Raw genomic sequence first — 24,571 nt, 5'->3', positions numbered from 1 at the left:
TCACGCCACCAGCGACAGCTTCGGCAGGCTCGCGACCACGGACTGATTACGTCCGCCCGCCTTCGCCGCATAGAGCGCCTTGTCGGCGGCGGCGACCAGGATCGCCCAGTCCATGCCGGCGGTGGGAACGAGGCTGGCGACGCCGCAGGAGACCGTCAACATCACCTCGTCGTCAGACCAGCCCTGCACCTTGAGGCGGATCGTCTCGGCGACCTTGAAGGCGTCGGTCGCAGAGGTGTTGGGGAGCAGCACCGCGAATTCCTCGCCGCCATAGCGCGCGGCGCAGTCGCCGGCCCGGCTCACCGAATCGGAAATGCAGATGGCGATGCCGACCAGCACCTGGTCGCCGGCCTGATGGCCGAACGTGTCGTTGTAGGCCTTGAAGTGATCGGCATCGATCATCAACAGCGCGACCGGCGCCTTCTGCCGCATTGCGCGCCGCCATTCGACGTCGATGACGGTATCGAACTTGCGGCGGTTCTTCAGGCCGGTGAGCGCGTCGGTCGTCGCCATCTCCTCGAGCTTGCGCTCGGCCTCGGCGCGGCGGCCGATCTCGCGCGCGAGCACCAGCGTCGATCCCAGCACGAACAGCGCGAGCGCCAGCACCACGGCGCCGATGCGATACGCCTCCTTCTGCCAGAGCGCGAAAACCGCGGTCAGCGGCTTGCCCGCCACCACGAACAGCGGCCCGTTGTCGGCGCTGCGGACATAGAGCCGCGGCGTCGGATCGACCGGGCCCTTTCCCGAATAGGCGGTGCCGACCGGGAGATTGTCGGCCTTCCACGTCCGGCGGTCGTTCAAATTGGTGCCGATGATGTCGAGATCGAACGGCCGCCGCATCATGATGGTGCGGTCACGCCTGAGCACGGTGATGGTGTCTTCAGGATCGAGATTCAGCCGCTCGAACAATTCGTGGAAATAGCTGAAGCGGATCGAGCCGGCGACGACGCCGAGGAAGCCGCCGTCGGTATCGCTGATGCGACGGCTCAGCACGATCGCGTAGGCGCCGCGGAACAGCATCGGGCGGCTGATGAACAGCCCGACGTCCGGATTGTCGCGGTGAACCCTGAAATACTCCTCCTCGCTCCGGTTCTCGGGGAGGGGATCGAGCGTGGAAGCGTCGATGGCCAGCCTGCCCTCGGCGTCGAACACCTGGATGGCGCCGAAATGCCTCGCCGTCGTCGCATGATCGAACAGGATCAGGTGACGGATCGGCTTCGACACGGTCGCGAGCTCGGGCAGCAGCATGTTGCTGGCGACCGCCTTCAGCGCCAGGTCGTAGATCTCGACGTTGCGGCTGACGTCGGACTGGATGGTGGTCGCGAGGTTCTCCAGCGTCTGGCGGGCAAGCGCCTCCTCGCCCCGGCGCATGTCGAGCATGACGTTGACGCAAATGGCGGAAAAGCCGATCACCGTCACCACGGACGAGATGATCAGCAGCTTCGCCGAAATCCGCCACGGCCGGCGGGCCATGACTTCGCGCCATCCAGACAGCATCGCTTGCTCCCGATCCCCCTAGTGGATGCGCCCGAAATCTTGAGTAGTGTTTAAGGTGGAACAGCGCTGCCGTAGTGAGTTAAGAATCGGTTTACGCCGCTCACGGTTTTCGGCAGCCCGCATGTGAGCGGGCTCATTTGAGCAGGTTGGGGTTCGGACGAGAGGACAATTGTGAACGACTACGACGCGTTGCGCGACTATCTGCTGCGGCAGAAGCAGGCCGAATTCGTCCTGAGCTTCGAACAGATCGAAGAGATCATCGGCGCGGCCCTGCCGCGCGCGGCCAATCGGGCCTCATGGTGGGACAGCCTGCGCAGCCCCGACATCCAGATGCCGCAACGCGAAGCCTGCCTTGCTGCCGGGTTCAAGGCAGTGCGGATGCCGGACGGCCAGAGCGTGCGGTTCACGAAGATGAAGAAGGACGGGCGGCGGTAGCGGCGTGCGTTCGTCCTTCACCAGGGGGAAGTATCGTAGGGTGGGCAAAGCGTAAGCGTGCCCACCACTTCTTTGCGGTGCTGGATCTATGGTGGGCACGACGCTTCGCGCCTTTGCCCACCCTACGATACCGGACGCGCGGCGAGTTCAGCTCGCCGCTTCGAGCCGCACTTCGGTCAATAGCCGCATCGCGGCGTCCGCGTCCATCGGCTCGCCGAAGGCAAAGCCTTGCGCGTATTCGCAGCCCATCTGGTAGAGCTCGACCGCGTCGGAATCGGTCTCGGCGCCTTCGGCGACCACATCCATGCCGAGATCATGCGCGAGCGCGATGATCGACTTCAGGATCACCGGGCGCGTGCCGCGATTGGTGGTGCGCACGAACGACTGGTCGATCTTGATGGTGTCGAACGGGAAGCGCTGGAGATAGGCCAGTGACGAATGACCGGTGCCGAAATCGTCGAGCGAGAGCCCGGTGCCGAGCTCGCGGATCCGCGTCAGCATCTGCGCTGCGTGCTCTGGATTCTCCATCACCAGCGATTCCGTCAATTCCAGCTTGAGCGTGCCGCGCGCCACCGAGGAGCGCGACAGCACGGTGCGGATGTCGTGGATCAGATCGTGCCGCAGCAATTGCCGCGAGGAGACGTTGACCGAGGCGAAGATCGGCTCGCGTGAGCGCATCGCGCGCTGCCAGATCGAGAGCTGCTTGGCGGTCTGGTCCAGCACGAACATGCCGAGGTCGACGATCAGTCCGGTCTCTTCGGCGATGGTGATGAATTCCGAGGGTGCCATGCGGCCGAGCTTCGGGTGATCCCAGCGCACCAGCGCCTCGAAGCCGGCGACCGAACGATCCTCCAGCCGCACGATCGGCTGGTACAGGATCGTGAGTTCCTGCCGCTCGATGGCGCGGCGCAGCTCGCTCTCCAGCGTCAGGCGATCGGTCTTCCTCGCGCGCATGGCGGGCTTGTAGACGTCGATGCGGTCGCCGCCGATGCGCTTGGAGTGATACATCGCAAGCTCGGCATCCTTGATGATCTCGTCCGTGAGCTGAACTTGCGGATCAGAAAGGGCGAGACCGATCGAGGCCGTGAGAAAAATCTCGCGATCGTTGAAGGCGATCGGCGCCCGGATGGTCTTGCGGATGGTCTCGGCGAAGGCGGTGATGCGGGCCGGGTCCTGCTCCGAGAGCAGGATCAGGCCGAACTGGTCGCCGGCAAGCCGCGCCAGCGTGTCCTGCGGCTTCAGGATGCGGGTGAGGCGGCGGGCCAGCGTCAACAGGATGGAATCGCCGACCGCGATGCCGACGGAATCGTTGACCTGCTTGAAGCGGTCGAGGTCGATCACCATCAGCGTCGGCCGCAGCGTCGGCATGGTCTTGGCGAAATGCGCCACCGCACCCAGCCGGTCCATGAACAGTTTGCGGTTGGGCAGGCCGGTGAGGTTGTCATGCACGGAATCGTGCAGCAGGCGTTCCTCGGCGTTGCGCAGCTCGGTGACGTCGGTGAGCGTACCGACCACGCGCGAGACCTCGCCGTCGGAGCCGACCACCGGCCGCGCCTTCAGCGCGAACCACATGAAATGGCCGTCCGGCGTGCGCAGGCGGAAATCCTGCACCAGGCGGCCGCGGCGCTGGTCGAGCACGCTGTCGAGCGCGGCGCGGAAACGATCCTGGTCGAGCGGATGCAGCACCTCTAACCAGGAGGCCGCGGGCCCTTCGAGCGTGCCGCGCTTGAGGCCGAGCAGGGCTTCGGTTTCGGGGCTGGTGAAGACCTTGTCGGCGGAGACGTCCCAGTCCCAGATCAGATCGCCGGAGCCGGCCAGCGCCAGTGCGCGCCGCTCGATGTCGGAGACCACGCCGGTGGTGGCGCCGCCGCCGGCAAAAGCGTGCTGCATCACCGTGAACCCGATCAGCATCACGATCAGCACGAGGCCGCCGAGCAGGGCGGGACCGACGATGTCGTTGGTCACGGAACCCGCGACCGTCATGCCGGCCGCGACCACCCAGACCACCAGCAGGAACCAGGTCGGGATCAAGAGCACTGCGCGGTCGAAGCCGTGGGTGGAGAGATAGACGATCAGCGCGAAGCCCGCGAAGGCGATCAGCACCAGCGAAATGCGCGCGATGCCGGAGGCCACCGCCGGATCGAACAGGGCCAGCGCCACCAGCGACCCCAGGAACGCGAGCCAGCCCACCGTGATGTGCGAATAGCGCACATGCCAGCGGCTGAGGTTGAGATAGGCGAACAGGAACACGAGCAGCGTGGCCGCCAAAATCGCTTCACCCGCCGCGCGCCAGATGCGCTCGGCGTTGTTCGACATGTCGAGCACCTTGCCCCAGAAGCCGAAATCGACGCCGATATAGACCAGCACCGCCCAGGCCAGCGCCGCGGCGGCCGGGAACATGATGCTGCCCTTCACCACGAACAGAATGGTCAGCACCAAGGCCAGCAGGCCCGAGATGCCGATCACGATGCCCTGGTACAGCGTGAACGAGTTGACCTTGTCCTTGTAGGCTTCAGGCTCCCACAGATAGAGCTGCGGCAGCTTGTCGGTGCGCAGCTCCGCGACGAAGGTGATGACGGCGCCGGGGTCGAGCGTGACGCGGAACACGTCGGCGGTCGGGCTTTCCTGCCGCTCAGGCCGGTCGCCGGTCGAGGGCGTGATGGTCGCGATGCGCGACAGGCCGAGGTCGGGCCACAAGAGCCCCGAGGAGACGATACGGTAGTGCGGGGCGACGATCAGGCGGTCGAGCTGGTCGTCGGTGTTGTTGGCGAGCGCGAACACCACCCAGTTCTGGCCTCCCTCGCGGGCGCGCACCTCGATGCGGCGGACGATGCCGTCGGTGCCCGGCGCGGTGGAGACCTGGATGCGATCGGCATCGCTGCGCTGATGCTCGAGCACGCCGGTGAGGTCGATCGCGGGCGCGTCACTGCGGACGCTGACGGCGTCGAGCGCGCGCGCGGGATGCGCGGCGACAAGAATCATGAGGCCCAGCGCGATGGGCGCGAGGCACCTGATCAGACGCAAGGCCAGTTCTCCGCGTTCGACGCAAACTCTTCAGGTGAAGACGATTTCAGACCGGACGGAAACCGTTCGGTGCGTCGCGATAGATGCCACGAAAGCAAGGAAAATCAAAGGGTTTCCGCCGCCGCCTGTGGGCCGGAGGCCTAGACCTCCAACACAATTTTGCCAATATGTGCGCTCGTTTCCATGCGGCGGTGCGCATCGGCTGCCTTTTCCAGGGGGAAAGTGCTGTCCATCAGCGGTTTGACGCGGCCTTCGCGCAAAAGCGGCATCACTTTCGCCTCGATCGCGGCCACCATCGCCGCCTTGTCCGCATTACTACGGGGACGCAGTGTCGAGCCGGTATGGGTCAGGCGCTTCACCATCACCTTGGCGATGTTGACGTTGACCTTGGGCCCGTTGAGGGTCGCGATCTGCACGATGCGGCCATCGAGCGCGGCGGCATCATAGTTGCGGTCGACATAGTCGCCGGCGACCATGTCGAGGATCAGGTTGACGCCTTCCTTGTTGGTCGCTTCCTTGACCACGGCGACGAAGTCCTCGGTCTTGTAGTTGATGGCGCGGTCGGCGCCTAACTTGAGGCAGGCATCGATCTTGTCCTGCGATCCGACGGTGACGAACACTTTCGCACCGAACGCTTTCGCCAGCTGGATCGCCATGGTGCCGATGCCGGAGGAGCCGCCATGGATCAGCAGCGTCTCGCCTTCCTTCAGGCCACCCCGCTCGAACACATTGTGCCAGACCGTCATCAGGGTTTCCGGCAGCGCGCCGGCCTCCTTCATGGACAGCGCGGGCGGTACGCTCATCGCCTGGGCATCCTGGGCGATGCAGTACTGCGCATAGCCGCCGCCGGCGACCAGCGACATCACCTTGTCGCCGATCTTGTGCCGCTTGGCATTGCTGCCGACGGCAACCACTTCGCCCGCGATCTCGAGACCGGGCAGGTCGCTGGCGCCGGGCGGCGGCGGATAGGCCCCCGAGCGCTGCGCAACGTCGGGCCGGTTGACGCCGGCGGCCTGCACCTTGACCAGGATCTCGTCAGGACCGGGCTGCGGCAGCGCCCGTTGTTCTGGCACCAGCACTTCCGGTCCGCCGGGCTTGGAGATGGCGACCACGGTCATTTGCGCGGGCAGCTTGTCCATGATGTGTCCTTGGGTGAAGGTGCGGGATGAACGAGGCCCTTGCTTAGCCAGCGTGATCCAAGCTGGCAACCGCCTCGGCATTGTGTGCGCGAACGCAGGAGGAACGAGGATGGCGACGGAAGACGACGACCGCCCGCGCAAGAAGATCAGCCATGACATCGGGCAGGACCTCTCGCTCTTGTCGGTCGAGGAACTGGCCGAGCGCGTCACGCTGCTCAAGACCGAGATCGCAAGGCTGGAAGAAGCCGCCACGAAGAAGCGCGCCTCGCGCGACGCGGCGAACAGTTTTTTCAAGAAGTAGGGGCGCATATCGGCTGTCGTCCCGGACAAGCGCGCCATAGGCGCGCGCAGATCCGGGACCCATACCCAAAGGATGAAGTTTGTCGCGAGGTCGGCCACTCCGAGTCCCCGTCACCACGTCCGCCAGTGGCTATGGGTCCCGGATCTGCGCTGACGCTTGTCCGGGACGACAGCTGAATGTGTCGTTGCACCGGGGGACTGCCGATTATGTTCCGCCGCCCGCTCGGTCACTGGCCGACATGGCTAACGAACCCTCAAAAAATTCGCTCGTTTACGGTCGATTAAGCTTTCGGGTTTATGACTGGAACTGTCCTCGTTTGGACACCGAGTGGCTCCTGTCCACTCTGTTTGACGCCTCCCTGTTATCAACTTTCAAAGCCGCCGGTCTCCGGCGGCTCTTTTTTTGCGTTTACTCCCGCTATTTGGCGTCTCGTCCCGGTTGAATTCCTGGGAATGACCCGCGGAAACCATATCCGCGCTTGTCACTGGACTCCGCGTCCCGCCCGCGCAATGATTTGTTCATCATAAGCCGGCGCCAAAGCCGGGCAGTCAAACAGTTGCGTAAGAGGCGTTAACCATGGAACGTTTGCAGGCCGACGGCGCTCTCGTTCAACTCAGCGAGCGGTTCACCAATTCTGCGGCGTTCGGCGTCCTGTTCCGCGAGGGCATGGACCTCGTCGAAGAGACCGCTGCCTATCTCGACGGCGCCGGCCGCACCGAGGCCAAGGCGCTCGACCGTGCCGTCAGCCTCACCTACGCAACCGAGAGCATGCGTCTCACCACCCGCCTGATGCAGCTCGCCTCGTGGCTGCTGCTGCACCGCGCGGTGAAGGAAGGCGAGATGACGCTGAGCCAGGCCAATCGCGAGAAGACCAAGGTCAAGCTCAGCGCTGCCGATCCCGGCCCCACCGACACCATCGAGAAGCTGCCCTCGCAGCTTCAGGATCTGATCCATCGTTCGATGAGCCTGCAGACCCGCGTCCGCCGCCTCGACACCACCATCCACACCCCGCCGGCCGAACACATCGCGATCGGCAATCCGCTGGTGCCGCACCTCAACGCGCTGAAGGCGGCGTTCGAGCGGTAAGCTCCATCGACAATCTCGGTCGTCATTCCGGGACGCGCCTCTTGGCGCGGGCCCGGAATCCATACTCCCGATCGTGGTTATGGATTCCGGGCTCGCGACTTCGTCGCGCCCCGGAATGACAGCCGGAAAAAACAAAAACGCCCCCGGTCTCCCGGGGGCGTTTTTCGTGTCCAACCGTGCGGGCGGGATCAATCCTTTTTGAGAAAGCCCGAAAACTTCTTCTGGAAGCGCGAGACGCGGCCGCCGCGATCCATCAGCTGGGCGTTGCCGCCGGTCCAGGCCGGGTGCGACTTCGGGTCGATGTCGAGGTTCAGCGTGTCGCCTTCCTTGCCCCAGGTCGAGCGGGTCAGGTACTCGGTTCCGTCGGTCATCACGACCTTAATTGTATGATAGTTCGGGTGAATTTCGGCTTTCATGGCAATTCCTCGGCGCCCCGGCGCCTTCTTGGGTGGCTATCGAATGACGGATTTGGGCGGGTCTATACCTCACGAAACCCGCTAAAACAAGCCATCCCGGGCGGTGAACCGGGTTTGCCCCTAAGGGACTTCCCGGATTTGCCACTACCCTTGCACCGGCCTATTGGGAGCAAACGAATGCAATGGGTTGGATCTCATGAGCGCAGTGGAACGGCTTGATGACCAGTATGTCGATCAGCCCGGAATGAACGCCGCGGACACCCCCTCGATCGAGGCCGAGCTGATCGAAGAGCCGGCCAAGGGTCGCGCCAAGCTGCGGCCGCTGCTTGCGCTCGCGCCCTATGTGAACCGCTATCGCGGTCGGGCGGCGCTGGCCTTCGTCGCACTCACGGTCGCGGCCCTGACCACGCTGCTGGTGCCGGTCGCGGTGCGCCGGATGATCGATTTCGGCCTGACGCCCGAGGGCATCGAGCTGATCAACAGCTACTTCTCGGTGATGCTCGCGGTGGTCGGCGTGCTCGCGCTCGCCAGCGCGGCGCGCTACTACCTCGTGATGACGATCGGCGAGCGCATCGTCGCCGACCTCAGGCGCGACGTCTTCGCTCATCTGCTGTCGCTGTCCCCCGCCTTCTTCGATTCCGCACGCAGCGGCGAGCTGATCTCGCGGCTCACCGCCGACACCACCCAGCTCAAATCGGCCGTCGGCGCCTCCGTGTCGATCGCGCTGCGCAATCTGATGATGTTCCTCGGCGCCGCGGCGATGATGGTGATCACGAGCCCAAAACTGTCGGGCTTCGTGCTGCTGGCCATCCCCTTGATCGTGCTTCCGCTGGTTGCCTTCGGGCGCTGGGTGCGGCGTCTGTCGCGCAATGCACAGGACACGCTTGCCGAGGCGTCGGCTTATGCGGGCGAGCTGGTCGGCGCGATCCGCACCGTGCAGGCGTACACCAGCGAGCAATTCGCCGAGAAGCGTTTCGGCGGCGAGGTCGAGCAGGCCTATGAGGCCGCGCGCACCTCGACCCAGGCGCGCGCCGTGCTCACCGCCATCATCATCTTCATCGTGTTCGCGAGCGTGGTCGCGATCCTCTGGATCGGCTCGCATGACGTCCTCACCGGCGCGATTTCGCCGGGCCGGCTCGGTCAGTTCGTGCTTTATGCGGTGTTCGCCGCAGCCGGCCTCGGCCAGCTCAGCGAGGTCTGGGGTGAGGTCTCGGCGGCATCAGGCGCGGCCGAGCGGCTGTTCGAGATCCTGCATGTGAAGCCCGACATCAAGGCGCCCGCGTCGCCCCGCGCGCTGCCGGTGCCGGCACGCGGCGAGGTCGGCTTCGATCGGGTCAGCTTCGCCTATCCGGTGCGGCGCGACGTCAATGTGCTCGATGCCGTGTCGTTCACGGTGCGCCCCGGCGAGAAGGTCGCGATCGTCGGTCCGTCCGGCGCCGGCAAGAGCACCATCTTTCACCTGTTGCTGCGCTTCTACGACCCGCGCAGCGGCGCGATCTCGCTCGACGGCGTGCCGGTCAAATCCGCAGACCCCCGCGATTTCCGCGCGCGCATCGCGCTGGTGCCGCAGGAATCGAACGTGTTCGCCGCCAGCGCTCGCGAGAACATCCGCTTCGGCCGGCCCGATGCGACCGATGCCGAGGTCGAGCGCGCCGCCGAGCTCGCGCATGCCGCCGAATTCATCCGCCGCCTGCCCGAAGGTTTCGACACCCCGCTCGGCGAGCGCGGCGTGACGCTGTCCGGCGGCCAGCGCCAGCGCATCGCGATCGCCCGTGCCATCCTGCGCGATGCGCCGCTCTTGCTGCTCGACGAAGCCACCTCCGCGCTCGATGCCGAAAGCGAGACGCTGGTGCAGACCGCGCTGGAAGAGCTGATGCGCCACCGCACCACGCTGGTGATCGCCCACCGCCTCGCCACCGTGCTGTCCTGCGACCGCATCCTGGTGATGGATCAGGGCAAGATCGTCGAGCAGGGCACCCATGCCGAACTGGTGGCCGCGAACGGGCTCTATGCGCGGCTGGCGAGGCTGCAGTTCGAGGGGGCGTGAGGGTTGTCGCCGCATCCGCGACAGCGAGTGTGTGCCAATCTCGTCATTGCGAGCGTAGCGAAGCAATCCAGGCTGTCTCTGCGGAGAGATTCTGGATTGCTTCGTCGCAAGAGCTCTTCGCAATGACGTGTGGAATCACCGGCACTTCGGCGACAGCGCAGGCACGTTTGGCCACGGCCAGTTCTTCCAGCTGCCGTCCTCTCCGACGCAGGCTGAGGCCGATGCCGTCTCTGTTGATTTGGAGACCTCGGGCGCAGCAAAACGCTGGTCGACATAGGTCGTCGATAAATATCCGGCGACGATGACGGCCAGAAACACCGAGGAACCCCTGGCAAGATCGCGCAGCCGCATCGATCGCCTCCATTCGCTTGTCATCGCTGACACAACGAATAACCGACCTCGCAGGATCCCTGCGTGACAGGCCTCACGCCCACCAGAATTACGCCCGCCAGGCCATCTTCAGCACCGGCCGGCCCGAGGTCGGGTTCACGTCGTCGCCGGCATGGGCAAAGCCGTTGCGCTCGTAGAAGCGGATGGCGCGGGAATTGTCCTTGTTGACGAGCAGCGTGATGCCCGATGGCGACAGGCGTTTCGCTTCGTCGACCAGCAGCCGGGCGGCGTCCGAACCCCAGTGATCAGGGTCGACCACGAGCTGGTCGAGATAGCCTTCGCCGTCGATGGTGACGAAGCCGGTGAGGGCACCATTCTGCTCGGCGACGACAATGGACGCCTTCGGTACCAGGTCCCTCAGCCAACGCTCGCGCCACCAGTCCAGCCGTGCCGCGAAGTCGATCTGCGGATAGGCCTGCTGCCAGGTGCGATGCCAGAGATCGATCGCGGCGGCTTCGTCGGAGGCCGCGTAGGGGCGGAGGTGGATCGCGCTCACTACCGCTCCGTCAGCTTCAGCTCGATGCGGCGATTGCGCTTGTAGGCCTCTTCCGTGTTGCCGGGATCGAGCGGCTGGAATTCGCCGAAGCCGGCGGCGACGAGGCGCTGGGCGGGCACGCCGAGCGAGACCAGATATTGCACCACCGAGATCGAGCGGGCCGCGGACAGGTCCCAGTTCGACTTGAAGTTCGGACCGTTGACCGGACGCACATCGGTGTGACCATCGACGCGCAGCACCCAGGGGATGTCGCTCGGGATCTTCTTGTCGAGCTCGATCAGCGCGGCTGCCAACGTGTCGAGCTCGGCGCGGCCCTCGGGCAGCAGCACCGCCTGGCCAGTGTCGAAGAACACCTCGGACTGGAACACGAAGCGGTCGCCGACGATGCGGATGTCCGGGCGGTTGCCGAGGATCGTGCGCAGGCGGCCGAAGAATTCCGAGCGGTAGCGCGACAATTCCTGCACGCGCTGCGCCAGCGCCACGTTGAGGCGCGAGCCCAGATCGGCAATTCGATTTTGCGATTCCTTGTCGCGCTTCTCGCTCGCATCGAGCGCCTCTTCCAGTGCCGCCAGTTGCCGCCTGAGCGCGCTGATCTGCTGGTTCAGCACCTCGATCTGGGCCAGCGCCCGCGCCGAGACCGCCTTCTCCGAATCCAGCGCCTTGCCGAGCTCGGAGGACTTGCCTTGCGCGTCGTTGCCGGCGGCGGCGAGGCCGTCGTAGAGGCCCTTGATGCGGTCGCGCTCGGTCTCGGCCGAGGCGAGGCCGGCCTTCAATTGCGAGACCTGGTCGTCGAGCGTGAGCTTTCCGAGCTTCTCCAGCGACAGAAGCTCGTTGAGCTGGGCGATCTTGGCGTTGAGCTGCTCCAGCGCCTTGTCCTTGCCGGTGACCTCCTGCGACAGGAAGAACTGCACCACCAGGAACACCGACAGCAGGAACACGATCGACAGCACCAGCGTCGACAGCGCGTCGACGAAGCCGGGCCAGTAGTTGAAGGCGCCTTCGCTGCGGCGGCCGCGCGCTAGAGCCATGTTGTCCGTCTCCACTTTCGTGTCCCGGACGCGATGCAGCGTGCAACGCTGCTTCGCAGAGCCGGGACCCATGTTGTCCCTGACGCTGGGCCCCGGCTCTGCAGCGCATCACTTCGTGCTGCGCAGCGTCCGGGGCAAGCGAGCCGCTAGCTCTTTTCCGGCTGGCGGGCGATGCGCTCCAGCAGACGCCGGATCTCGCGGTTCTGCTCGCCCTGGCCGTCGGCCCATTCGCGGATCATCTGCTGCTCGGTGCGCATATGCGAGACCAGCGCCTGGATGGCTTCGGCAAGGCTCGCCATCGCCGCCGTGGTGCCGCGGCTGGCGCTGCCTTCCTCGAGCACGGAGCGTAAGCGTTCGACCGCGGCCTGGAGCTCGCCGCTGGCGACCCCGCCGCCGCCGGAAGCGACCGCGACCTCGCCGCTGCCATATTCGCGCACGGTGGTGGCGAGCCAGTCTTCGAGGTCGGTGTAAAAGCGGTTCTGCGCCTGGCTCGATTGCAAATCGAGGAAGCCGAGGATCAGCGAGCCGGCGAGGCCGAACAGCGAGCTGGAGAACGAGATGCCCATGCCGCCGAGCGGGGCGGCGAGGCCCTCCTTCAGCGTGTCGAACAGTGCGCCGGAATCGCCGCCGACCTTGAGCCCGTCGATCACCTTGCCGACCGAGCCGACCGTCTCGATCAGGCCCCAGAAGGTGCCGAGCAGGCCGAGGAAGACCAGAAGGCCGGTCATGTAGCGCGAGATGTCACGGGCTTCATCCAGGCGCGTCGCGATCGAATCGAGCAAATGCCGCATGGTGGTCTGGGTGATCGACATTCGCCCGGAGCGCTCGCCGCCGAGGATCGCCGCCATCGGCGCCAGCAGTTTCGGGTGCCGGGCCGGCGCCAGGCCGGGATCGGCGATGCGGAAATTGTTGACCCAGGAGACCTCGGGGTAGAGCCGGATGACCTGGCGGAAGGCCAGGATGATGCCGATGAACAGCACGCCGCCGATCAGGGCATTGAGGCCGGGATTGGCGAAGAAGGCCTGGATGATCTGCTTGTAGAGCACCACGCTGACCAGCGTGCACAGCACCAGGAAGACCAGCATCCGCACCAGGAAGACGCTGGGTGAGGACAGCTTTGTATACTCAATATCCATGGTGGAGCGGGGCGAGGCGCCTGACGGCATGGCCGGTATCATCCATTCCAAAAGCTTGCTTGCGGCGCGCACTATGGCACAGCGCCGGCCCAAAAAAAGCGCCGGATGCGCCGATTTCGGGGACAGCTGGGGGAACCCGCACCGGAAGCGGCGCTTTGATAAGCTGGTGTCTGCAGAGATTCGCCATTCGGGGGGCGCATGAGCGTCGTTTCCGCGATCATCGGGACTGCCGAACGCGTGCCGCTGCCGGACGTCGTGATCCGCGCCGCGATCCAGCGCCTGTGCTCCCGCAGCGCAACCCGCCTCGCCGCGCATGATGCGCCCGCCGATGCCGCTTTCGCAGGCCGGATGATGCTGCGGCCGATCGCCGAAAACGCGGAGGCCGGGCGTGAGGACGTGCCCGCGGCGTTCTTCGCCGAAATGCTCGGCCCCAGCCGCAAATATTCCTGCTGCTTCTACAAGACCGATGCGACCACCTTGCAGGAGGCGGAGGAGGAGGCGCTACGCCAGACGGTCGAGCATGCCGGCCTCGCCGACGGCCAGACCATCCTCGAGCTCGGCTGCGGCTGGGGCTCGCTGTCGCTGTGGATGGCGCGGCAGTTTCCGCACGCCAGGGTGACGGCGGTGTCGACCTCGCAGGCGCAGCGCGCTCATGTCGAGGAGGAGGCGCGGCGGCGCGGCTTGCTGAACCTGCGCGTGGTCACGGCGGACATGAACGTGTTCGCGCCCGACGGCCAGTTCGACCGCATCGTCTCGGTCGAGATGTTCGAGCAGATGATGAACTGGCGCAAGCTGATGACGCGCCTGCGGTCATGGCTCGCCCCCGACGGGCGCTTCTTCATGCAGATCGTCACCCATCGCTCCGGCTCGCAGCTGTTCGACCGGCTCGACCGCGAGGACTGGATCGCCCAGCACGTCTTCACCGGCGGGCTGATGCCGAGCCATCACCTCGTCAGGCAATTCCACGACATCTTCACGGTCGAGAAGGAATGGTGCTGGAGCGGCGCGCATTATCAGCGCACCGCCAACGACTGGCTCGCCAATTTCGACGGGCACCGGGATGCGATCGAGGCGTCCCTGCGCAACGTCTACGGCGCGGAGACGCACCTGTGGATGCGGCGCTGGCGCTGGTTCTTGCTCGCGACAGCGGGCCTGTTCGGCTACGCCGCCGGCAGCGAATGGGGCATCAGCCGCTACCGGATGAAGGCGGCGTAGCGCGCGGCCACTCGAAAGAATTTGTTAAGTGTCTTTCGTTGCCCAAACGGCACACGCCGCGTGCTTTCTTTGTAGGAACATGTGGCAATTGTTGTCTGAACGTTTCCGCTCGCCTATCGTCGTGGTTGTCCCTCGTGGACGACACGACAAGAAATCCGCACCCTCGAACGGCGCGGACGCAATTGGAATGAGCATGCGCGAATGCATCGGGGCTGCCTCAACCCGACCACACCACGATGATTCGCTGCACAGGAGTCCGAATCGGACGCAGCGCTCTCCATCCAGCAACCCCCGGACCCGAATGCTTCGCTTGCAGCTGGCGAGCGCGGCAGCGGCGGCGCTGATAGCGCTGTCCCCCCGGTCTGCTTCGGCCCAAAGCTGGACCGGAACGACAAGCAGCGACTGGACGGTCGGGAGCAACTGGTCCGGTGGCGCGGTCCCAATCGCGGGCAACCTCGTCAACATCAATACGACGTCGCCAAACCCGACGATCCTCGGCGTAGGCGGTGCTGCTGCCGGCGCGACAGGTCGACTGACCGTCGGCAATACGACCGGATCATTCGGCAACCTGACAATTCAGAACGGCAGCACGCTGACGACCAGTGGCGCGACGATTGCGATTGGAGTCGCAGGCGGAAGCAACGGCACCGTCACCGTCAGCGGGGCCGGATCACAATGGACTACATCCGGCGCTCAGATCGAAATCGGCGCCAGTGGCAATGGTACACTCAACATTCAGAACGGCGCCAGAGTTGTCGCCCAAGCAGGAGTGTTGCTCGGAAGCTTCGCCGCCGGCACGGGCACGCTCAATATCGACGGCGGCAGCACGCTCGAGACGACCATCCTGTCTCGCCCCGGTGGGGGAGGAACTGGCCAGGTCAATTTCAATAATGCCATCCTGCGCGCCCGAATAAACAGCGTCGGCTTCATCTCCGCATTCGTGCCGGGAAGCCTCAATATCGCCGCGGGCGGTCTGACTGTCGACACGCAGGCCTTCACTGTAAGCGCGAACAGCGGCTTTTCCGGCGTTGGCGGAATGACCAAGACTGGCGCGGGCACCTTCAATCTCCGCGCCGCCAATACCTATACCGGTGCTACGGTGATCCAGGCCGGCACGCTTGCGCTCGCCAGTAGTGGCTCGGTTGCCGCGTCAAGCCGGGTCGTCGCAAACGGAACCTTCAGCGTCTCGGGCATCACGGCCGCCGGCACGAGCATTCAAAGCCTGGCCGGAACTGGCGCCGTCGCGCTTGGCGCGAAGAACCTCACCATCACCAACGCGAACGATCAGTTCGCCGGTGTGATCGGTGGCACCGGCGGTCTGACGCTCACCGGCGGCATCCAGACGCTGGCGGGAGCCAACACTTACAACGGCGCGACGACTGTGAACGGCGGTACTCTCCGCGCCGGAGCCACAAACACATTCAGCGCGGCCTCGGCCATCACGGTCGCCGCCGGCGGCACGCTCGACCTCGCCGGCTTCAATCAGACGCTCGCCTCGCTCGGCAATGCCGTCACGGTCACCCTCGGCGGTGCGCCGGGAACGACGCTGACAGTGACCGGCAATTATCTCGGCAATGGCGGAATCGTGGAGCTCAACAGCCGGCTCGGCGGCGACGGCTCGCCGACCGACCTGTTGCGGGTGCAGGGAAGCACGTCGGGCGCATCGTCGCTGCGTGTCACCAATGTCGGCGGCGCCGGTGCGCAGACCACCGAAGGCATCAAGGTGATCGACGTGGTCGGAGCGTCCAACGGCAGTGTTTCGCTTCTGGGCAGCTACGTCTTTCACGGCGAACAGGCCGTGGTCGGCGGCGCCTATGCCTATACATTGCAGAAGAACGGCATCGCCAGTCCCGCCGACGGCGATTGGTACCTGCGCTCGAGCCTGCTCAATCCGCCGGTGGCGACGCCGCCCGGTCCGCTCTATCAGCCGGGCGTTCCGCTTTACGAGAACTACGCGCAGGTGATGCTCGGCATCAACGATCTGCCGACGCTGCAGCAGCGCGTCGGCAACCGCTATTGGGGCGGCAGCGATGCGATGGCGCGCGCCGGCGCCGCGCCGGTGCCGGGCGTGGCTCCGCCGGCGCCCACGGCGTTCTGGGGCCGCATCGAAGGCGGGCATTCCGACTTGCAGTCCTCCAACACCACCGGCTCGACCTACAAGGCCGATCATTTGAAGGTGCAGACAGGACTCGATGGCCTCGTGCTCGAGAACGAGCGGGGCCAGTTGTTCGTCGGCCTCACCGCGCAATATGGCCTGACCACCGCCAATGTCGCCTCGTTCTTCGGCAATGGTCGTATCCGCGTCGAGGGAACGGGGGTGGGCAGCACGCTCACCTGGTATGGCGACAACGGCTTCTATGTCGACGGTCAGGCGCAGTCGATGTTCTACCGCAGCGATCTGTCGTCCGTGCTGGCCGGCAGCCTGATCCACGGCAATGAAGGGTTCGGCTATGCCTTCAGCGCCGAAACCGGCAAGCGGATCGGCATTGGCCGTGGCTGGTCACTGACGCCTCAGGCGCAGCTCTCCTATTCGAAGGTCGCTTTCGACAGCTTTGCCGATCGGTTCGGCGCGCCGGTGTCGTTGCGCGATGCTGACAGCCTGCTCGGCCGCGCCGGCCTTGCCCTCAACCATCAGAGGACCTGGAACGACGGCACGGGTATCGTGCGTTCCGATGTCTACGGCATTGCCAATCTGCGTTACGAGTTCCTCGGCGGCACCAATGTGGACGTGGCAGGTACCGGATTTGCAAATGCGCAAGATCGGCTGTGGGGTAGCATCGGCGGTGGCGGCAGCTACAGCTGGGCCAACGGGCGCTACACCATCTTCGGCGAGGGCACCTACAATACGAGCCTCAACAACAGCGCGGACAACCGCCATTACAGAGGTAGCGGAGGTTTTCGCGTCACCTGGTGATTCATGCGATGTCGCAGGGAATTCGCGTAGTCCGAGGAACCGTGGCCTTTGAGTGTACTCTGCAGTCCGTAACGTTTCGTTGCGATGTTCCGCCGCAGCACGCCGCGATGGAACCTGTCTCACAATCAGGTGAGTCCATAAAAGCTGCATAAGTTCAACAGGATACATTGTGTGACAATGAGCCGCCCGCAGCATGCGTTGCATCGCAGCAGGTGCATTCTATCTTGACGGTATCAGCCGCACGGAATCGCCCAGAACGGGCCGCGCGCGGAGCGTGATCAGTTTCAACAACATCGGGGCACTTAATTTCATGTCAGGACTTCGCGCGCGATCGGCATGCGTTGCAATGATGCTCGCGGCCCTGGCGCCGCTGCTTGGTGCTTGCGACGAATCCAGCTCCGCCGTGTCTGCCGCTCCGCCCGCCTATCCGGACGTCAGCATCGTCATCGTCAAGCCGCAGCCGCGCGCCGTGGTCCGGGAATTGCCCGGCCGCATCGCGCCGACGCGCGTCTCCGACGTGCGGCCGCGCGTGTCCGGCATCGTGGTCGAGCGCCTGTTCCGCCAGGGCAGTGAGGTGAAGGCAGGCGATCCGCTCTACCGCATCGATCCGCGCCCGTTCGAGGTCGAGGTGCTGGCGAACGAGGCGGCGCTCGCCAAGGCCGAGGCCGCTGCGATGCAGGCGCACCAGCAGGCACGCCGCGTCGCTGCGCTCACCAAGGACCGCGCCGCCCCGGAAGCCGAGAACGAAAAGGCGATCGCGGCCGAGCGTCAGGCCCATGCCGAGGTCGAGGGACGCAAGGCGGAACTCTCGCGTGCCAAGCTCAATCTCGACTATGCCACCGTGCGCGCGCCGATCGACGGCGTCGTCGGTGCGGCTCTCGTCAGCGAGGGTGCGCTCGCCGTGCAGAACGAGACCAATCTCGCCACCATCCAGCAGCTCGATCCGATCTATGCCGACTTCACCCAGTCGGTGAACGAGCTCAACCAGCTCCGCCGTGCCTTCGAGACCGGCGACCTCGAGCGCATCGCCTCCGATGCCGCCAAGGTGCATCTGGTGCTCGACGACAACACGCTCTATTCGCTCGACGGCAAGCTGCTGTTCTCCGACGCCAAGGTCGATGCCCACACCGGGCAGGTGACGTTGCGTGGCGAGTTCCCCAATCCCAAGCGCGAACTGCTGCCGGGCATGTATGTCCGTGTCCGCATCGACCAGGGTCTCGATAGCGACGCGATCGCGGTGCCGCAGCAGGCGATCCAGCGCAATGGCGGCGGCGGCAGTGAGGTGTTCGTCGTCAAGGACGACAACCACATCGCGGTGCAGCCGGTGCGCACGGGTTCGGTGCAGGACGGAATCTGGTTCGTCACCGAAGGCCTGAAGGCCGGCGACAAGGTCGTGGTCGAAGGCTTCCAGAAGTTCGCCGCCGGCGACAAGGTCAAGCCGCAATCCTGGTCGGAGGCGGACGCGACCGCGGACAACCGGCACGCCCAGAAGCTCACGCGGTAACGCGCCATGGCGAGTTTCTTCATCGACAGGCCAATCTTTGCCTGGGTGGTCGCGCTGTTCATCTGCTTGATCGGCGCGATTGCCGTGCCGCTGCTGCCGATCGCGCAATATCCGATCATCGCGCCGCCCTCGATCTCGATCTCGACCAGCTATCCCGGCGCTTCGCCCGAAAACCTCTACAACAGCGTCACGCGCCTGATCGAGGAGGAGCTCAACGGCGCCTCTGGCATTCTCAATTTCGAATCGACCAGCGACTCGCTCGGCCAGGTCGAGATCATCGCCAATTTCGTGCCCGGCACCGATACCAGCGCGGCCTCGGTCGAGGTGCAGAACCGCATCAAGCGGGTCGAGGCGCGCCTGCCGCGCGCGGTGATTCAGCAGGGTATCCTGATCGAGGAAGCCTCGAGCGCGGTGCTCCAGATCATCACGCTGAATTCGACCGACGGCAGCCTCGACGAGGTCGGGCTCGGCGACTTCATGATCCGCAACGTGCTCGGCGAAGTCCGCCGCATCCCCGGCGTCGGCCGCGCCACGCTCTATTCGACCGAGCGCTCGCTTCGCGTCTGGGTCGATCCGGCCAAGCTCGTCGGCTACGGGCTCACCGCCGACGACGTCAACAAGGCGATTGCCGCGCAGAACGCGCAGGTCGCCTCGGGCAGCATCGGCGCCGAGCCCTCGACGTCGAGCCAGCGCACTTCCTCGCTGGTGCTGGTCAAGGGCCAGCTCTCTTCCCCGGATGAATTCGGCGCCATCATCCTGCGCGCCAATGCCGACGGCTCGACCGTGCGCCTGCGCGACGTCGCACGTATCGAGGTCGGCGGCCTCAGCTACCAGTTCAACACGCGCCTGAACGGCAAGCCGACCGCCGGTCTCTCGGTGCTGATGTCGCCGACCGGCAATGCGCTGGCGACCGCGAGCGCGGTCGAAGAGAAGATGAAGGAGCTGTCGCGGTTCTTCCCGGCCAACATTTCCTACGAGATTCCCTACAACATCACGCCCGTGGTCGAGGCCTCGATCAAGAAGGTGCTGATGACGCTGGTCGAAGCCGTGGTGCTGGTGTTCGTGGTGATGTTCCTGTTTCTGCAGAACATTCGCTACACCATCATCCCGACCATCGTGGTGCCGGTGGCGCTTCTCGGCGCCTGCACCACGCTGCTGCTCGCCGGCTATTCCATCAACATGCTCTCGATGTTCGGCATGGTGCTCGCGGTCGGCATCCTCGTCGACGACGCCATCGTCGTGGTCGAGAACGTCGAGCGCATCATGGCCGAGGAAGGCCTGTCGCCGAAGGAAGCGACACGCAAGGCGATGTCGCAGATCACGGGCGCCATCATCGGCATCACGCTGGTGCTGATGGCGGTGTTCGTGCCGATGGCGTTCTTCCCGGGATCGGTCGGCATCATCTACCGCCAGTTCTCGGTCACCATGGTCGCGGCGATCGGCTTCTCCGCCTTCCTCGCGCTCTCGCTGACGCCGGCGCTGTGCGCGACGCTGCTCAAGCCCATTGCCAAGGGGCATGGCCATTCGACCAACTTCGTGTTCAGCCGGTTCAATCATATGCTCGAGGCCTGCCGGTTGCGCTACGCGCGCACCGTCGGCTTCTCGCTGAAGCGGACCGGCCGGCTGATGCTGGTCTATGTCGCGCTGCTCGTCGGCCTGTCCTGGGCCTTCGTCAGCCTGCCGGGCGGCTTCCTGCCGATCGACGACCAGGGCTTCGTCACCACCGACGTGCAGACGCCGTCGGATTCGTCCTATCCCCGCACCGAGGCCGTGATCGAGAAGGTCGAGAAATATCTCGCCGAACGGCCGGGCGTGAAAGATGTCACCTTCCTCACCGGCTTCAGCTTCTCCGGCCAGGGCATGAACACCGCGCAGGCCTTCATCACGCTGAAGGACTGGTCGGAGCGTGGACCGAAGGATTCCGCCGCATCGATCGTCAACGACATCAATCGCGATCTGGGGGCGTCGATCCGCGATGCCAAAATCTCCGCGCTGCAGCCGCCGCCGATCGACAATCTCGGCAATTCGTCGGGCTTCTCGTTCCGCCTCCAGGACCGCGGACAGAAGGGCTATCCGGCCTTGATGCGCGCCGCCGATCAGTTGATCGCGGAAGCCAACGCCAGTTCCGTGCTTCAGAAGGTCTATGTCGAGGGCCTGCCGGAGGCCGGGGTGGTCAATCTCATGATCGACCGCGAGAAGGCCGGCGCCTTCGGCGTCACCTTCGAGGACATCAACAACACGATCTCGACCAATCTTGGCTCGAACTACATCAACGACTTCCCGAACCGCGGCCGCATGCAGCGCGTCGTGGTGCAGGCCGACGCCCGCGACCGCATGCGGACCGAGGACATTCTCAACTACAACGTCAAGAACAGCCGCGGCCAGTTGGTGCCGTTCTCGTCCTTCGCCACGGTGGAATGGGCGCGAGGCCCGACCCAGATCGCAGGCTTCAACTATTATCCGGCAGTGCGCATCTCCGGCGAGGCCAAGCCCGGCTTCACCTCGGGTGATGCGATCGCCGAGATGGAGCGCCTTGCCGGCCGGCTGCCGCGCGGCTTCGGTTACGAATGGACCGGTCAGTCGCTCCAGGAGAAGCTGTCGGGCTCGCAGGCGCCGTTCCTGCTCGGTCTGTCGGTGTTCGTGGTGTTCCTGTGCCTCGCCGCGCTCTACGAGAGCTGGACCATTCCGCTCGCGGTTCTGCTCACCGTGCCGCTCGGCATCGTCGGCGCGGTGATCGCGGCCATGCTGCGCGGCCTGCCCAACGACGTCTATTTCACCGTCGGCCTGATCACCATCATCGGCCTTGCGGCAAAGGACGCGATCCTGATCATCGAATTCGCCAAGGATCTGCGCAAAGAAGGCAAGCCGCTGGTGGAAGCCACCATCGAGGCCTGCCGCCTGCGCTTCCGCCCGATCCTGATGACGGGCCTCGCCTTCATCTGCGGCGTGCTGCCGATGGCCATCGCCCACGGCGCCGGCGGCGCCAGCCAGCAGGCGCTCGGCAGCATCGTGATGGGCGGCATGATCGCCGTGGTGATCCTGGCGCTCTTGATGGTGCCGGTGTTCTTCGTCTCGGTGCAGCGCGTGCTGGCGGGGGACAGGGAGCCGAAGGCGGCGAAGCAAGGCGAGCCGTACGGCCCGCCGGCGCCGGTCAAGTCATAAGGCAAACTGTCATGCCCAGCCTGGTGCGCAATTGCGCACGGGGGCGGGGCATCCAGTACGCGGCGGCTTCTCCGGATCCCACTAGCGTCTCAGCGGAGTGATTGGCTCGCGCGTCTACTGCTACGCCGGCTTCCGGAAAATCTTCACCAATTCCCCGTGCACGTACTCATTCCCGCACACCACGTGCCCGGTGATCAGCGCATCGCCGGGCGTCGCGATATCGCTCACCGTTCCCCCCGCTTCGCGCACCATCAGCATGCCGGCGGCGATGTCCCAGGATTGCAAATTGCGCTCCCAATAGCCGTCGAGGCGACCGGCGGCGACGAAGGCGAGGTCGAGCGAGGCGGCGCCGAAGCGGCGCAGGCCCGCGACGCGGTCCTGGATCGCGGTCATCTCGCGGCGGAATTCCTCGTGATCGCCGCGGCCGATATGGGGCAGGCCGCAGGCCACCACGCATTCGTTGAGCTGGCGGCGGCCGGCGACGCGCAGGCGCTGGTCGTTGAGGAAGGCGCCCTTGCCGCGCTCGGCGATGTAGAGCTCGTCATTGGCGGGATTGTAGATCACGCCCGCAATGATCGTACCCTCGCGCACGAGGCCGATCGAGATCGCGAATTGCGGGATGCCGTGCAGGAAGTTGGTGGTGCCGTCGAGCGGATCGACGATCCAGGTGTGGCTCTTGTCGGAGCCCTCGCGGGTGCCACCCTCCTCGCCGATGAAGCCGTAGCCGGGCCGCGCCTTGGCGAGGTCCTGGTAGAGAATCTCCTCGGCACGCTTGTCGGCGAGCGAGACGAAATTGGCCGGCCCCTTCAGCGAGACCTGCAGATGCTCGATCTCGCCGAGATCGCGCTTGAGGCTGCGGCCGGCGCGCCGCGCGGCTTTGACCATGACGTTGATAGTGGCGGAATACAGCATGAGCTCTGGTCTTGATCGGGGGAAAGGGCGGGAAATCGCGCCTGTTTGGGGATTGGGTGCCCTGCAAGGGCCCTCAGGTCAAGTCATTGCGTCAAGTCATTTGGTCCCGAGCCATTTCTTGGCGGCGGCCTCCGCCTTGGTCCGGTCCTCGGCGGGCAGGTCGGACAATTGCTTGTCGAGCTCCGGGTCGCCCTTGCCGGCGGTTTTGGCCACCAGGTGCCATTTGAAGCCCTCGACCTTGTCCACGGACGTGCCCACGCCGTTGATCAGCACCCACGCCAGCCGGTTCTGCGCGATCGCGCTGCCCTGGCGGGATGCCTTGCGGAGCAGGGCGACGGCAGCCGGCTGGTTCTTCGGGGTGCCGGTACCGTTGAACATGGCGATGGCATATTCGACCTCGGCGTCGACATTGTCGGCGAGCGAAGCGGCCTGGAGCAGCCGCACCGAGCGTTCCGGGTCCTTCGGCACGCCGGTGCCTTCCTTGTAGAAGGTCGCCAGCGCGTATTGCGCCTCGGGCAGGCCTGCATCGGCGGCCTGGCGTAGCAGCTCGGCCGAGCGCTTCACGTCCTGCGGCAGGGTCTGGCCGTCGAGATAGAGCAGAGCGAGGTTATAGGCCGCCCTGGGCTCGCCGAGCTTGGCGGCGGACGCCATCAGCTTGACCGCCTCGCTCTTGTCGATCGGGCCGCCGCGGCCCGAAATGCGCAGCATGGAGAGCGCGAACATCGCCTCGCGGTCGCCGGCATCGGCCGCGCGCTTGTACCATTCGGCTGCCTTGGCGTAGTCGCGCCGCATGCCCATGGCATTGGAATAGAGCTCGCCGAGCATGGTCATCGCCTTGGGATCGCCGGCTTGCGCGCGGGCGGTGGCGAGGTCGAACGCGGTCTTGTACTGGCCGCGCTGATAGGCGCCGAACACCAGATCGACATTGGAATTGTCGCTGGAAGGCGCGGGGATCACGGTCGCCGGCTTGGGCGAGGAGGTCGGCTTGGGCGAAGCTGACGGCTTCGGCGCCGGCGCGGCCTCCTTCTTCTTGGTGATCGTGTGCGGCTTGGGCTTTTGCTTCTCGCCAGGCGCGCTCGGCGTCGCAGCCGGCGGGGTGATCTGGAGCTGCGCGGCTGCGGGCACTGTGAGCAGCAGCGTGGCCAGCATGGTGATGCAGGGAAGCTTCATGTTGGGCGCTAGCCGTGCTCCTGGCTCGCAGGATTTTGGCTGGCCGTCGCCGTCGCATGGGCATTCTTGATCGCAGCGTCGACCTCGATCAGCGCGGCCTTGGGCCCGCGCGGATCGGCCCAGATGAACTCGCCGACCAGGACGAAATCGGCGCCACTGGCAGCAAAGTCGTGGGCTTCCTGCAGCGACATGGCAAAGCCGACGCAGGGTGGCTCGAACAGCTCGGCCCACCAGTCGAGCCGTTCCGCGATCGCTTGCGCCGAGGGGCGCTGGCCTTTCGCATCGGGCTCGCCGAACAGCACGTAATCCGCTCCCATCTCGCCCGCATCCATGGAATGGTGCCGCGTCGTCAGCCCGCCAACACCGGCGATGCGATCTGGCTTGAGCGATGGCAGTGCCTCTTTCAGCGCGGCGATGCCGGGGAGGTGCGCGCCGTCGGCGCCGCCGCGCGCGACCAGCTCGGCATGGTCCTCGACGAGCAGGGCGGCGCCCGCTTTCTGCACCGGCGGCGCGAGCGCCTTGATGCGCGAGATCATGGTGCGCTGGTCGGTCTCCTTCAGCCGCAGCAGCACGGCTGCGACGTCGGCGGCGGCGAGCAGGCCCGGCAGCTCGGCGACGAGCGCAACGGGATCATCGACGACGGGCGTCGCGAGATAGAGGCGCGGCGCCGGGCGCGGCGGAGGCGGTTTGTTCGACAAG

19 protein-coding genes are annotated in these 24,571 nt (G+C 65.5%); 8 read left to right on the top strand and 11 right to left on the bottom strand.

Going from position 1 to position 24,571, the window contains the following annotated elements; translation table 11 throughout:
- Nucleotides 1-1,497 carry a sensor domain-containing diguanylate cyclase gene (locus tag XI04_RS17360; RefSeq protein ID WP_028142045.1) on the bottom strand — a complete coding sequence of 499 codons (1,497 nt, stop codon included), beginning with the start codon at nucleotides 1,495-1,497 and terminating at the stop codon, nucleotides 1-3.
- A gap of 171 nt (nucleotides 1,498-1,668) precedes the next feature.
- Here XI04_RS17360 and XI04_RS17355 point away from each other — a divergent pair, with 171 nt between their 5' ends.
- The gene (locus XI04_RS17355) at nucleotides 1,669-1,932 is read left to right on the top strand and encodes a DUF7662 domain-containing protein (RefSeq protein WP_026202061.1); all 264 of its coding nucleotides are present in this window, start codon (nucleotides 1,669-1,671) and stop codon (nucleotides 1,930-1,932) included.
- Between the two features lie 147 nt (nucleotides 1,933-2,079).
- Here XI04_RS17355 and XI04_RS17350 read toward each other — a convergent pair whose 3' ends face one another.
- Together XI04_RS17350 and XI04_RS17345 are read right to left on the bottom strand one after the other, a co-directional pair.
- Nucleotides 2,080-4,956, bottom strand: coding sequence for an EAL domain-containing protein (locus XI04_RS17350; RefSeq protein ID WP_038974849.1), 2,877 nt, complete (start codon nucleotides 4,954-4,956; stop codon nucleotides 2,080-2,082).
- A 140-nt stretch (nucleotides 4,957-5,096) separates the two neighbouring features.
- Nucleotides 5,097-6,095 carry an NAD(P)H-quinone oxidoreductase gene (locus tag XI04_RS17345; RefSeq protein WP_038971376.1) on the bottom strand — a complete coding sequence of 333 codons (999 nt, stop codon included), beginning with the start codon at nucleotides 6,093-6,095 and terminating at the stop codon, nucleotides 5,097-5,099.
- A gap of 109 nt (nucleotides 6,096-6,204) precedes the next feature.
- Between XI04_RS17345 and XI04_RS17340 the strand changes: the two genes are divergently transcribed.
- Nucleotides 6,205-6,396 carry a DUF1192 domain-containing protein gene (locus XI04_RS17340; protein ID WP_028142042.1) on the top strand — a complete coding sequence of 64 codons (192 nt, stop codon included), beginning with the start codon at nucleotides 6,205-6,207 and terminating at the stop codon, nucleotides 6,394-6,396.
- Between the two features lie 576 nt (nucleotides 6,397-6,972).
- Nucleotides 6,973-7,482: a protease adaptor protein RcdA gene (gene rcdA, locus XI04_RS17335; protein WP_018318720.1), complete on the top strand. Its 510-nt coding sequence runs from the start codon at nucleotides 6,973-6,975 to the stop codon at nucleotides 7,480-7,482.
- A 188-nt stretch (nucleotides 7,483-7,670) separates the two neighbouring features.
- Here the strand turns inward: rcdA and rpmE are convergent, their stop codons facing one another.
- A complete protein-coding gene (rpmE, locus tag XI04_RS17330) occupies nucleotides 7,671-7,898 on the bottom strand; it encodes a 50S ribosomal protein L31 (RefSeq protein WP_007599895.1) in 228 nt (75 codons plus the stop codon).
- A 196-nt stretch (nucleotides 7,899-8,094) separates the two neighbouring features.
- Here rpmE and XI04_RS17325 point away from each other — a divergent pair, with 196 nt between their 5' ends.
- Nucleotides 8,095-9,945 (top strand): ABC transporter ATP-binding protein/permease, encoded by a 1,851-nt coding sequence (locus tag XI04_RS17325; RefSeq protein ID WP_212429060.1) that lies wholly within the window; start codon nucleotides 8,095-8,097, stop codon nucleotides 9,943-9,945.
- 135 nt (nucleotides 9,946-10,080) lie between these two features.
- Here the strand turns inward: XI04_RS17325 and XI04_RS17320 are convergent, their stop codons facing one another.
- From XI04_RS17320 to XI04_RS17305, 4 genes are all read right to left on the bottom strand, one after another.
- Entirely contained in the window at nucleotides 10,081-10,296 is a 216-nt protein-coding gene (locus XI04_RS17320; RefSeq protein WP_038971378.1) for a hypothetical protein, read from the bottom strand.
- Nucleotides 10,297-10,384: 88 nt separating this feature from the next.
- Nucleotides 10,385-10,831, bottom strand: coding sequence for a GNAT family N-acetyltransferase (locus XI04_RS17315; protein WP_038971379.1), 447 nt, complete (start codon nucleotides 10,829-10,831; stop codon nucleotides 10,385-10,387).
- A complete protein-coding gene (locus tag XI04_RS17310; RefSeq protein WP_038971381.1) occupies nucleotides 10,831-11,859 on the bottom strand; it encodes a peptidoglycan -binding protein in 1,029 nt (342 codons plus the stop codon). Before XI04_RS17310 ends, XI04_RS17315 begins: the two co-directional genes overlap by 1 nt.
- 146 nt (nucleotides 11,860-12,005) lie before the next feature.
- Nucleotides 12,006-13,025, bottom strand: coding sequence for a flagellar motor protein MotA (locus XI04_RS17305; protein ID WP_028142037.1), 1,020 nt, complete (start codon nucleotides 13,023-13,025; stop codon nucleotides 12,006-12,008).
- 168 nt (nucleotides 13,026-13,193) lie between these two features.
- Here XI04_RS17305 and XI04_RS17300 point away from each other — a divergent pair, with 168 nt between their 5' ends.
- The 4 genes from XI04_RS17300 to XI04_RS17285 all read left to right on the top strand — a co-directional run bounded on the left by XI04_RS17300 (nucleotide 13,194) and on the right by XI04_RS17285 (nucleotide 21,790).
- A complete protein-coding gene (locus tag XI04_RS17300; protein WP_271609260.1) occupies nucleotides 13,194-14,210 on the top strand; it encodes an SAM-dependent methyltransferase in 1,017 nt (338 codons plus the stop codon).
- Between the two features lie 187 nt (nucleotides 14,211-14,397).
- Nucleotides 14,398-17,124 (top strand): autotransporter family protein, encoded by a 2,727-nt coding sequence (locus XI04_RS17295; RefSeq protein ID WP_271623733.1) that lies wholly within the window; start codon nucleotides 14,398-14,400, stop codon nucleotides 17,122-17,124.
- A 310-nt stretch (nucleotides 17,125-17,434) separates the two neighbouring features.
- Nucleotides 17,435-18,628, top strand: a complete 1,194-nt coding sequence (locus XI04_RS17290; RefSeq protein WP_085968065.1) for an efflux RND transporter periplasmic adaptor subunit — start codon at nucleotides 17,435-17,437, stop codon at nucleotides 18,626-18,628.
- Nucleotides 18,629-18,634: 6 nt separating this feature from the next.
- Nucleotides 18,635-21,790 (top strand): multidrug efflux RND transporter permease subunit, encoded by a 3,156-nt coding sequence (locus XI04_RS17285; RefSeq protein ID WP_095424695.1) that lies wholly within the window; start codon nucleotides 18,635-18,637, stop codon nucleotides 21,788-21,790.
- 120 nt (nucleotides 21,791-21,910) lie between these two features.
- Here XI04_RS17285 and XI04_RS17280 read toward each other — a convergent pair whose 3' ends face one another.
- From XI04_RS17280 to XI04_RS17270, 3 genes are all read right to left on the bottom strand, one after another.
- Entirely contained in the window at nucleotides 21,911-22,702 is a 792-nt protein-coding gene (locus tag XI04_RS17280; RefSeq protein ID WP_271609258.1) for an inositol monophosphatase family protein, read from the bottom strand.
- 96 nt (nucleotides 22,703-22,798) lie between these two features.
- The gene (locus tag XI04_RS17275) at nucleotides 22,799-23,872 is read right to left on the bottom strand and encodes a tetratricopeptide repeat protein (protein WP_028142032.1); all 1,074 of its coding nucleotides are present in this window, start codon (nucleotides 23,870-23,872) and stop codon (nucleotides 22,799-22,801) included.
- Between the two features lie 8 nt (nucleotides 23,873-23,880).
- The gene (locus XI04_RS17270; protein WP_028142031.1) at nucleotides 23,881-24,570 is read right to left on the bottom strand and encodes a thiamine phosphate synthase; all 690 of its coding nucleotides are present in this window, start codon (nucleotides 24,568-24,570) and stop codon (nucleotides 23,881-23,883) included.
- Nucleotide 24,571 lies beyond the last annotated feature (1 nt).

Origin of the sequence: Bradyrhizobium sp. CCBAU 11430, assembly GCF_028128855.1 — a bacterium.
Lineage (GTDB): Bacteria > Pseudomonadota > Alphaproteobacteria > Rhizobiales > Xanthobacteraceae > Bradyrhizobium > Bradyrhizobium ottawaense.
Note: the sequence above shows the minus strand (reverse complement) of the source record. Positions and strands in the feature narration are given on the sequence as shown.

Excerpts from the sequence above, each read along its gene's own strand:
- XI04_RS17310 (WP_038971381.1), bottom strand. The coding sequence starts at position 11,859 with ATGGCTCTAGCGCGCGGCCGCCGCAGCGAAGGCGCCTTCAACTACTGG.
- XI04_RS17275 (WP_028142032.1), bottom strand. The coding sequence starts at position 23,872 with ATGAAGCTTCCCTGCATCACCATGCTGGCCACGCTGCTGCTCACAGTG.
- XI04_RS17325 (WP_212429060.1), top strand. The coding sequence starts at position 8,095 with ATGAGCGCAGTGGAACGGCTTGATGACCAGTATGTCGATCAGCCCGGA.
- XI04_RS17295 (WP_271623733.1), top strand. The coding sequence starts at position 14,398 with ATGAGCATGCGCGAATGCATCGGGGCTGCCTCAACCCGACCACACCAC.
- rcdA (WP_018318720.1), top strand. The coding sequence starts at position 6,973 with ATGGAACGTTTGCAGGCCGACGGCGCTCTCGTTCAACTCAGCGAGCGG.
- XI04_RS17300 (WP_271609260.1), top strand. The coding sequence starts at position 13,194 with ATGAGCGTCGTTTCCGCGATCATCGGGACTGCCGAACGCGTGCCGCTG.
- XI04_RS17285 (WP_095424695.1), top strand. The coding sequence starts at position 18,635 with ATGGCGAGTTTCTTCATCGACAGGCCAATCTTTGCCTGGGTGGTCGCG.
- XI04_RS17290 (WP_085968065.1), top strand. The coding sequence starts at position 17,435 with ATGTCAGGACTTCGCGCGCGATCGGCATGCGTTGCAATGATGCTCGCG.
- XI04_RS17345 (WP_038971376.1), bottom strand. The coding sequence starts at position 6,095 with ATGGACAAGCTGCCCGCGCAAATGACCGTGGTCGCCATCTCCAAGCCC.
- XI04_RS17340 (WP_028142042.1), top strand. The coding sequence starts at position 6,205 with ATGGCGACGGAAGACGACGACCGCCCGCGCAAGAAGATCAGCCATGAC.
- XI04_RS17305 (WP_028142037.1), bottom strand. The coding sequence starts at position 13,025 with ATGCCGTCAGGCGCCTCGCCCCGCTCCACCATGGATATTGAGTATACA.
- rpmE (WP_007599895.1), bottom strand. The coding sequence starts at position 7,898 with ATGAAAGCCGAAATTCACCCGAACTATCATACAATTAAGGTCGTGATG.
- XI04_RS17360 (WP_028142045.1), bottom strand. The coding sequence starts at position 1,497 with ATGCTGTCTGGATGGCGCGAAGTCATGGCCCGCCGGCCGTGGCGGATT.
- XI04_RS17320 (WP_038971378.1), bottom strand. The coding sequence starts at position 10,296 with ATGCGGCTGCGCGATCTTGCCAGGGGTTCCTCGGTGTTTCTGGCCGTC.
- XI04_RS17280 (WP_271609258.1), bottom strand. The coding sequence starts at position 22,702 with ATGCTGTATTCCGCCACTATCAACGTCATGGTCAAAGCCGCGCGGCGC.